The organism is Mucilaginibacter sp. P4_E8, from assembly GCF_056401495.1.
Window position 1 is genome coordinate 1 of sequence record NZ_JBFUJG010000370.1, and the last position, 1,520, is coordinate 1,520.

2 protein-coding genes are annotated in these 1,520 nt (G+C 32.6%); both read right to left on the bottom strand.

What is annotated here, in order from left to right:
* The coding region (locus tag AC1DRQ_RS31455; RefSeq protein WP_477430061.1) for an acyltransferase family protein at positions 1-462 on the bottom strand (462 nt) is incomplete at its 3' end.
* A 209-nt stretch (positions 463-671) separates the two neighbouring features.
* Positions 672-1,304: an outer membrane beta-barrel protein gene (locus AC1DRQ_RS31460; protein WP_477430063.1), complete on the bottom strand. Its 633-nt coding sequence runs from the start codon at positions 1,302-1,304 to the stop codon at positions 672-674.
* Positions 1,305-1,520: the final 216 nt, after the last annotated feature.

Genomic DNA, 1,520 nt, shown 5'->3' on the forward strand with positions numbered 1-1,520 from the left:
GATCAAATAAAACTGCCATTCAACCGATAATGACCATGTATGCAACAGAATATTTTCGTCAGAAGCGGTAGCAAAATAATTTGTGGTTTTCCAATATAATACATTTGATAAAAAGACCAGACTGGCGGCAGCGTTACGTTCATTAAGTTTATAATCCTCCGGAAAGTAAAAAAAGAAACCGGCAATCGTAATAGCAATAATCAGGAACAATAAAGCAGGCACTATCCTTTTAACCCGTTTGCCATAAAAATCCAGAACAGAAAAAGTGTTTTTATTTATGCCGGTAATAATTATTTTGCTCATCAGATAACCCGAAATCACAAAAAAAACATCAACTCCCGCAAATCCGCCAGTAAAATGTGGCACTTTATAATGAAAAAGTAATACGCCTAATATAGCAAGTGCTCTTAGGGCATTAATATCATATCTAAAAACTTTAATACTACTGCTTGGCTGAGACATTATTTTAATTTTTCACAGTAAAGATATCATTTAATAAATATTTATCAAACAAATGCTTATTTAGTTACGAATAGTTAATTTTATATTCAATTATTTAACAAGMTATTGTTGAAATATCAATATTATATAAGCTTTTTAAGTTATTATGATTAGCAATACTTACAAAATTTCAGGAAGAAACTAAAGGCAAGAAATGCTGTCCGCATTAGCTAAAATACATGGCCAAAAGAAAGCCCTAATGTCCGGTTCTTCATTGATATATCGCCGGTTGTATTTGCCCTGTCGGTAAGGATATTTGCAAAACCGAGTTCATAGTTGGCACTAACCATCCAACCAGATTCAAATCTGATACCGGCTATAGCCCCCGCCCCAGCATCGCCAAGCCTAAAATTTGCCGTTTTTTTAAATAACTTTAAGTTACTTTTTGAACTTTTAGTTGGCTCTACAGTTGTTAACGTTCCGCCCATACCACCAGACAGATAGGGTCCGCCACCAAAAAACATACTATTTTTTCCGGCCTTTACATTTAAAACAATATTAAGGGGAACTTCAATGTAATACAATCTTAATTTCTTTAACGTACTTGCGCTATTATCATAATACTCTCCTCCTTTACCAGAAAATTGTATCCCTGGCTGCAAAGAGAATTTACCATAATTGATATCAGAATAAAAAGCAAGATTAAATAGTATCTGGGCATTTTTACTCACTAATGCCGAGCTGCCAGGGTTAACATCAAGAGATGAAATATTAGCACCTGCTTTGATATACGTATCGATTTGTTGAGAAAAACAATGACTGGAAATAAGTGCAAAAAATAACAGGAAGACAAGTTTTTTCATATTTTAACTATACAGGGGTATGACTAAGATGAAGTTTCTTAAGGCGATAAAAATACAAGTTTATTTTATTAGTAAGTAGAAATACCCAACCCTATATAAATCATTTTCATTAAAACTWCATGATATACTTTTTTTTGKATAGCCTGTTTCTTTGCATTTTGCTAATTAAAGTGAAAATCATAACTACAATGTGTTAACTAAGGTATATCTTAGTAA

Excerpts from the sequence above, each read along its gene's own strand:
- AC1DRQ_RS31460 (WP_477430063.1), bottom strand. The coding sequence starts at position 1,304 with ATGAAAAAACTTGTCTTCCTGTTATTTTTTGCACTTATTTCCAGTCAT.